This is a genomic window from Microbacterium sp. (assembly GCF_031988965.1).
Classification (GTDB): Bacteria; Actinomycetota; Actinomycetes; order Actinomycetales; family Microbacteriaceae; genus Microbacterium.
Genome location: NZ_DALZXX010000142.1, coordinates 1 through 7,438, shown reverse-complemented (window position 1 = coordinate 7,438; position 7,438 = coordinate 1). Strand labels below are relative to the sequence as shown.

Sequence of the window (7,438 nt, the reverse complement as noted above, 5' to 3'; positions counted from 1 at the left end):
GCCGCCGCACACCGGATCGGCTCCCCGCCGGCGGGGCCGTGCGCGTGTGGATGCTCGACGCCACCCGAGCATCCGCACGCGCGTGCGCATGCACCGCCCACTCCCCCTCGAGCGATCGCGTGTCGCAGTCCTGCGTACTCCGTCGGCCGCGCGGCGAGCGCATCCCGCACCGTCTCGAGCTCTCGCGAGGTCTCGACCACCAGCAGGCAGACATCGCTCAGCACGAGCATCTTCAGACACTCGAGCAGATGCTGCTCGGCGTCGGCTCGCGAACGATCGTCGAGGGCCCCGAGCACCGCGCTCGCGTACTCCCACGAGAGTCCCGGCATCACCGGATCCCTCATGGTCGACTCCCGACGACACGTGTCTTCTGTTCGCATTCGGGAACTCTACTCATCTTCACAAGGTCGTTTCGTCGTCATGTGGATACATTCCGAAAGATCGGGAATATGCGCCCGCATGCACCTGTTTACACTCGATGTAGCCCGGACGAAGGAGTCCGATCCCTCTCCTTCTCGAAAGGCATTTCCATGAGCACTCCCGTCGTCGACCGCACCGCCCCCACCGAGCACCCCGTCCTCGACGTGCTCGCCGGACGCTGGAGCCCTCGGGCCTATGACGCCGAGAACACGATCGACGACGCCAAGCTGAATGCCGCCCTCGAGGCCGCGCGCTGGTCGCCGTCGGCCTACAACCTGCAGCCCTGGCGCTTCATCGTCGCCCGCCGCGGCACCGCACTGTTCGACCAGGTCGTCGAGTCGCTCGTCGAGTTCAACCAGCTCTGGGCGTCGAAGGCCTCGGCCCTCATCGTCGCGGTCGCCGAGACCGAGTCCGACGAGGGCAAGGCCATCAGTCACGCGGTGTACGACCTCGGCCAGGCCGTGGCGCACTTCTCGGTGCAGGCTCACCACGAGGGTCTTCTCGTGCACCAGATGAGCGGCTTCGACCCCGAGGTCGTCCGCGAGTTCGCCGACCTGTCGCCGCGCTTCTCAGCCATCACCGTGATCGCGGTCGGCGAGCTCGGTGACGCCGCCGGTCTTCCCGAGGGCCTGCAGCAGGGCGAGACGGCACCCCGCGTGCGCCGCCCGATCGACGAGACGGTCATCCTCAGCGCCTGAGCCCCGGCCACACCGCCAGCCTCACCACGAAGGGCGTCACCCGATATACGGGTGGCGCCCTTCGTGCGCGGTGCCCGCAGATCTAGACTCGAGCGCATGGCGATTCAGCGAAGGATCAAATCGGTCGAACAGTCGATGGCCGAGACACACGACGAGAAACGCTCGCTGAAGCGCTCCCTCGGTGTCTGGGACCTGGCGGTGATGGGCGTCGCCGTGGCGGTCGGCGCCGGCATCTTCTCGGTGGGCGCCGAGGCATCCGCCCGCCACTCCGGCCCCGCCGTGATCATCTCGTTCATCATCGCGGCGGCCGTGTGCGGCCTCGCCATCCTCTGCTACGCCGAGTTCGCGTCATCGATCCCCGTCGCGGGCTCCGCCTACACGTTCACGTACTCGACGCTGGGCGAGTTCCTCGCCTGGATCATCGGCTGGGACCTCATCCTCGAGATGCTCATGGCGTCGGCCGTGATCGCGAAGTACTGGGGCGTCTACCTGGGAGACGCGGTGTCGCTGTTCGACCTCGAGATCCCGATGACGCTGCAACTCGGCCCGCTCTCGTTCGACTGGGGCCCCGTGGTCATCGTCGCGATCTTCACGGTGCTGCTCGCCCTGGGCACGCAGCTGTCGAGCCGCGTCAACAGCGTGTTCACCGTGATCAAGGTCGCGATCGTGCTGTTCGTGATCGTCGCCGGCTTCTTCTTCGTCAACGGCGCCAACTACACGCCGTTCGTGCCGCCGGCGCAGTCGGGCGCCGCGACCGAGAGCGCATGGACGCAGTCGCTCTTCTCGTTCATGACCGGCTCGGAGCCGACGATGTACGGCGTCTTCGGCATCCTCAGCGGCGCCGCCCTGGTGTTCTTCGCCTTCATCGGCTTCGACGTGGTCGCCACCAGCGCCGAGGAGACCAAGGACCCGAAGCGCACGGTGCCGCGCGGCATCATCCTCGGCCTCGTCATCGTGACCGTGCTCTACGTGCTCGTGGCGATCGTGATCACCGGAATGGTGTCATACACCGAGCTGGCGAAGCTCGAGGAGCCGTCGCTCGCCAGCGCGTTCGAGCTGGTCGGCGCGACCTGGGCTGCGCAGATCATCGCGATCGGCAGCCTCGTGGGCCTCACGACCGTCGTGATGGTGCTGCTCATGGGCCTCGCCCGCGTGATCTTCGCGATGAGCCGCGACGGCCTGCTGCCGCGCTCGCTCAGCGTCACCGACGCCAAGCGCGGCACGCCGATCCGCATCCAGCTCATCGTCGGCGTGGTCATCGCGCTCATCGCCGGCTTCACCGACGTGCAGGTGCTCGGCGACATGATCAACATCGGCACCCTGTCGGCCTTCGTGCTCGTCAGCATCGGCGTGCCGATCCTGCGCAAGAGCCGCCCCGACCTCGAGCGTCCCTTCACGGTGCCGCTCTCGCCGTGGCTGCCCTGGATCTCGGCTCTCGCCTGCTTCTGGCTGATGCTGAACCTCAGCACCGAGACCTGGCTGCGATTCGGGATCTGGCTCGCGATCGGCATGGTGATCTACTTCGCCTACTCGCGACGGCATTCGATCCTCGGGCAGGAGCTCGAGACCGATGCGCTGAAGGGCATCCGTCGACCGACAGGCGGCTGACGCGAACTCACCAATCCGGGCGGCCGCGGCGGGGCACTCGCACTCGCACTCGCACTGAAGGAGATCTCACGCAACGAAGGATGCTTCGCCAGAAGCGGTCCTTCGACGCGTGAGATCTCCTTCGGTGCGGTCGCGTGCCCGGCGCTAGTCGTCGAGCAGCTCGGCCTCGATCACGTCGTCGTCCGGTTCCTGGTCGACGTCGGGCTCCGGCGCGGTGGAGGTGAGCACGAGACCCGTGCCGTCGACCGCCACGTCGACGCGCACGGTGTCGCCGTCGTGCACGCCGCCCGAGAGCAGCGCGGTGGCCAGCTTGTTCTGCACCTCGGACTGGATCAGGCGGCGCAGCGGGCGGGCTCCGAACATCGGGTCGTACCCCCTCTCGGCGAGCCACGACCGGGCGTCCGGGGTGACGGCGAGGGTGAGCCGACGATCGCGCAGCCTGTCGTGCAGCTGGTCGATCGAGAGCTCGACGATCTGCGCCAGGTCGTCCTGGCTGAGCGCCGAGAACATCACGATGTCGTCGAGCCTGTTCAGGAACTCCGGGCGGAAGGCCTGGTGCACGAGCGCCATCACCTGTTCGCGCTTCGCATCGGGCGACAGCGTCGGGTCGATGAGGATCGGCGAACCGAGGTTGGATGTCAGGATCAGGATGACGTTCGAGAAGTCGACCGTGCGACCCTGCCCGTCGGTCAGACGGCCATCATCGAGCACCTGCAGCAGCACGTCGAAGACCTCGGGGTGCGCCTTCTCGACCTCGTCCAGCAGGATCACGCTGTACGGACGGCGACGAACGGCCTCGGTCAGCTGACCCCCCTGCTCGTAGCCGACGTATCCGGGAGGGGCGCCGACGAGCCGCGAGACGGAGTGCTTCTCGCCGTACTCCGACATGTCGATGCGCACCATGGCGTGCTCGTCGTCGAAGAGGAACTGCGCGAGGGCCTTCGCGAGCTCGGTCTTGCCGACACCGGTCGGTCCGAGGAACAGGAACGATCCGGTCGGGCGACCCGGGTCGCTGATGCCCGCGCGCGAGCGTCGGACCGCGTCGGACACCGCCTTGACCGCATCCTTCTGCCCGATCAGGCGGCGCCCGAGTTCGGACTCGAGGTTCAGCAGCTTCTCGCTCTCGCCCTGCAGCAGGCGTCCGACCGGGATGCCGGTCCACGCCGCGATCACGGCGGCGATGTCCTCGTCGGTGACCTGCTCGTTCACCATGCGCGGCTCCGACGACGCGGTCGCCTCGGCCTGCTCGGCCTCGGCGATGTCGCGCTCGAGACGCTTGATGGTCTCGTACTCGAGCTTCGAGGCACGCGTGTAGTCGGCTTCGCGCATCGCGAGGTCGCGCTGCGTGACCGCCTCATCGAGCTGCTTCTTGAGGTCGCCGACCCGGTTGAGCCCCTGACGCTCGCGAGCCCAGCGGGTTTCGAGCTCGGCGAGCTCCTTCTCCATGCCGACGAGCTGCTCGCGCAGGGCGACGAGGCGCTCCTTCGACGCGGCATCCTTCTCACGCTTGAGAGCCAGCTCTTCGAGCTTCATGCGGTCGACCTGACGCTTGAGCTGATCGATCTCGACGGGAGACGAGTCGATCTCCATCTTGAGCCGCGACATCGACTCGTCGATCAGGTCGATCGCCTTGTCGGGCAGCTGGCGTGCCGGCAGATAGCGGTTCGAGAGGGCAGCGGAGGCGACCAGGGCGCTGTCCGAGATCGTCACACCGTGGTGCGCCTCGTACCGGCCCTTGAGTCCGCGGAGGATCGCGATGGTGTCTTCGACCGTCGGCTCTCCGACATAGACCTGCTGGAACCGTCGCTCGAGCGCCGCATCCTTCTCGATGAACTCGCGGTACTCGTTGAGCGTCGTGGCGCCGATCAGGCGCAACTCACCCCGGGCGAGCATGGGCTTCAGCATGTTCGACGCGGCCACCGAGCCTTCGCCGCCACCCGCACCCATGAGCACATGCAGCTCGTCGATGAACGTGATGATGCGCCCCTCGGACTCGGTGATCTCCTTGAGCACGCTCTTCAGCCGCTCTTCGAACTGCCCCCGGTACATCGCACCGGCGACGAGCGCGGAGATGTCGAGCGACACCAGTTGCTTGTCCTTGAGCGACTCGGCCACGTCGCCAGCGACGATGCGCTGAGCGAGGCCCTCGACGACGGCGGTCTTGCCGACGCCCGGCTCGCCGATGAGCACCGGGTTGTTCTTGGTGCGGCGGGTGAGTACCTGGCTGACTCGCCGGATCTCACTGTCTCGCCCGATCACCGGGTCGAGCTTTCCCTGGCGGGCGCGGTCGGTGAGATTGATCCCGAACTGCTCGAGGGCGGACTGCTGGTCGTCGTTCTGCGCGCTCTGTGGGCCTGGCATGTTTCCTCCTGGGAGACTCCTTCTGGTCACTTCCTGTGGTCATCGTCCGAAAAGTTGAGTGGACGTGACTCAAGTTTAGCGCACCGAGCGGACAGTATCCAGGATCACTCGAGCGACCTCGCGCTTCGGCCCCGCCGCGGACGCCACGATCTCGCCGCCGTCGCCGACGATCTCGACCGCGTTGTCGTGGCGCTCGAAGCCCTGCTCGGCGTTCGCGAGGTTGACGGCGAGCAGGTCGACACCCTTGCGCTCCCGCTTGCGACGGGCGCGATCCCGCCGCTCGTCGGCCGATTCCGAGGTCTCGGCGGCGAAGGCGACGATCGTCTGGCCCTCCGGCGCCGCACCCGCGGCACGTGCCGCCGCGAGGGCCGCCACCACGTCTTCGTTCTCGACCAGCTCGAGGTGAGTGAGCACGCCCTGCTCCTTGGTGAGCTTCTGGTCCGACACGGATGCCGGCCGGTAGTCTGCGACCGCGGCGGCCATGATCACGATGTCGGCTGCGGTCGCCGCATCCTTCATCGCCGTGGCGAGCTCGGCTGCGGTGCCGACGGAGATCACCCGGATCGACGGATGCCGCGCCTCGGCCAGCACGTCACCCGAGATGTTCGCTGCGACGAGCGTCACGACGGCTCCGCGCGCAGCGGCCTCGGCGGCGAGCGCGATGCCCTGCCGACCGCTCGATCGATTGCCGAGGAACCGCACCGGATCGATGGGCTCTCGGGTGCCGCCGGCCGAGATCGCGAGGCGCACCCCGGCCAGATCCTGCGGGGCGATGAGCGCGAGAGCGGCCTCGACGATCTCCCCGGGCTCGACCATGCGTCCCGGTCCGCTGTCGCCCCCGGCGAGCTCGCCGTCGGCCGGACCCACCAGGTGCACTCCCCGCTCGCGAAGAGTCGCGATGTTCGCCTGGGTCGCGGCATTGCGCCACATCTCGGCGTGCATGGCGGGCGCCAGCAGCACGGGGGCCTCGGTCGCGAGCAGCGTCGTGCCGAGCAGATCCTCGGCGATGCCCGCCGTGATCTTGGCGATCGTGTTGGCCGTGGCCGGGGCGACGATCACCAGATCGGCGTTCTGCCCGAGCGCGACGTGTCGCACGCGGGCGACATCGTCGTGCACGCTCGTCGTGACCGGATGCCGGCTGAGCGCCTCCCACGTCGGCGTGCCGACGAAACGCAGCGCGTCCTCGGTCGGCACGACGGTCACATCGTGACCCGCCTTGGTCAGCAGACGAACCAGGTGCACTGTCTTGTATGCGGCGATGCCACCCGTAACCCCGACGACGATGTTCACGGTTCGATTCTGCCGCAGCATCCGCGCCGGCGGGTCGGCGCCTGCCCGAGGACCGTCTGACCGCTCTCACCCGCTCCTAGACTTGATCCCGTGTGCACTGTGGTGATCGATGTGGCCCGACCCGATACCGCGCGGCTCCTCGCCGTGCGCGATGAGGACCCGCAGCGGGAATGGGATGCTCTCGGCGAGTGGTGGCCCGATGCCCACCCCGGGGTCTCGGGCATCCGCGACCGGCGGGCGGGCGGCGCCTGGCTCGCGGTGAACCCGGCCGAGCGACGACTCGCCGTGCTGCTCAACCGCGCCGATGTCGTCGATCTGGCCGCCGATGCCGCGGTGTCGCGCGGTTCGCTCGCCCTGGAATCGGTGATGGGCCGCTCACCGATCGCTCCGCTGCCGATGCACGGCTTCAATCTGCTCGAGGTGCGCCCCGAGGGGTCGCGTGTACTGAGCTGGGATGGGGCCGACCTGCGCGAGACGGCGATCAGCGACGGCATCCACATGATTGCCCACGACGATCTCGACGACCTCGAGACCCCGCGCATCGCCGCCTGGCTGCCCGAGTTCCGCGCCCTGGGTCCGGCCGCCGACAGCCTCGACTGGCCGGCCGAGTGGACCACGCTGCTCGGCGCGTCGGCACGACTCGACCCCGAAGACGACCGGGCGATCATCCGCGACAACCGTCCGCACGGCTACCCCACGCAGTCGCTGCTGTACTGCACGGCATCCGTCACGCCTGCGGGCGTCGACGTGGACTATCGAGCGCTCCCGAGCCCCGGCCACTGGGACCACTGACCACGACGGCCGCAGGGGCATGCGCGCTCAGGCCGCGCTGGTCTCCGCATCGTCGACGCACGAGAAACGCGCGCGATAGGCGGTCGGGGTCGTTCCGAGAACCCTGGCGAAGTTCTGCCGCAGCACCGCGGCGGAACCGAAACCGCACTCGTCGGCGATCTGGTCGAGCGCGAGGTCGCTGCGCTCGAGCAGCCGCTGGGCGTGCAGCACGCGCTGTCGTGCGAGCCAGGCGGCCGGGGTCGCCCCGTATTCGGCCTTGAACCGGCGGG

7 protein-coding genes are annotated in these 7,438 nt (G+C 68.4%); 3 read left to right on the top strand and 4 right to left on the bottom strand.

The features are described from left to right. Positions 1 to 380, bottom strand: a 380-nt coding sequence (locus tag RTM68_RS15800; RefSeq protein WP_312172725.1) for a hypothetical protein, incomplete at its 3' end; no start/stop codon positions are given. 150 nt (positions 381 to 530) lie between these two features. Between RTM68_RS15800 and RTM68_RS15795 the strand changes: the two genes are divergently transcribed. Further along, positions 531 to 1,118, top strand: a complete 588-nt coding sequence (locus tag RTM68_RS15795; protein ID WP_312172722.1) for a nitroreductase family protein — start codon at positions 531 to 533, stop codon at positions 1,116 to 1,118. A gap of 96 nt (positions 1,119 to 1,214) precedes the next feature. Further along, the gene (locus RTM68_RS15790) at positions 1,215 to 2,726 is read left to right on the top strand and encodes an amino acid permease (RefSeq protein ID WP_194762408.1); all 1,512 of its coding nucleotides are present in this window, start codon (positions 1,215 to 1,217) and stop codon (positions 2,724 to 2,726) included. Positions 2,727 to 2,870: 144 nt separating this feature from the next. Here the strand turns inward: RTM68_RS15790 and RTM68_RS15785 are convergent, their stop codons facing one another. Further along, the gene (locus RTM68_RS15785) at positions 2,871 to 5,087 is read right to left on the bottom strand and encodes an AAA family ATPase (protein WP_312172719.1); all 2,217 of its coding nucleotides are present in this window, start codon (positions 5,085 to 5,087) and stop codon (positions 2,871 to 2,873) included. Positions 5,088 to 5,162: 75 nt separating this feature from the next. After that, positions 5,163 to 6,377: a bifunctional phosphopantothenoylcysteine decarboxylase/phosphopantothenate--cysteine ligase CoaBC gene (coaBC, locus tag RTM68_RS15780; RefSeq protein ID WP_312172717.1), complete on the bottom strand. Its 1,215-nt coding sequence runs from the start codon at positions 6,375 to 6,377 to the stop codon at positions 5,163 to 5,165. A gap of 90 nt (positions 6,378 to 6,467) precedes the next feature. Between coaBC and RTM68_RS15775 the strand changes: the two genes are divergently transcribed. Continuing rightward, positions 6,468 to 7,169: an NRDE family protein gene (locus tag RTM68_RS15775; protein ID WP_312172714.1), complete on the top strand. Its 702-nt coding sequence runs from the start codon at positions 6,468 to 6,470 to the stop codon at positions 7,167 to 7,169. Between the two features lie 27 nt (positions 7,170 to 7,196). Here RTM68_RS15775 and RTM68_RS15770 read toward each other — a convergent pair. Then, positions 7,197 to 7,438, bottom strand: a 242-nt coding sequence (locus RTM68_RS15770; protein WP_312172712.1) for a helix-turn-helix domain-containing protein, incomplete at its 5' end; no start/stop codon positions are given.

Excerpts from the sequence above, each read along its gene's own strand:
- RTM68_RS15795 (WP_312172722.1), top strand. The coding sequence starts at position 531 with ATGAGCACTCCCGTCGTCGACCGCACCGCCCCCACCGAGCACCCCGTC.
- RTM68_RS15790 (WP_194762408.1), top strand. The coding sequence starts at position 1,215 with ATGGCGATTCAGCGAAGGATCAAATCGGTCGAACAGTCGATGGCCGAG.
- RTM68_RS15785 (WP_312172719.1), bottom strand. The coding sequence starts at position 5,087 with ATGCCAGGCCCACAGAGCGCGCAGAACGACGACCAGCAGTCCGCCCTC.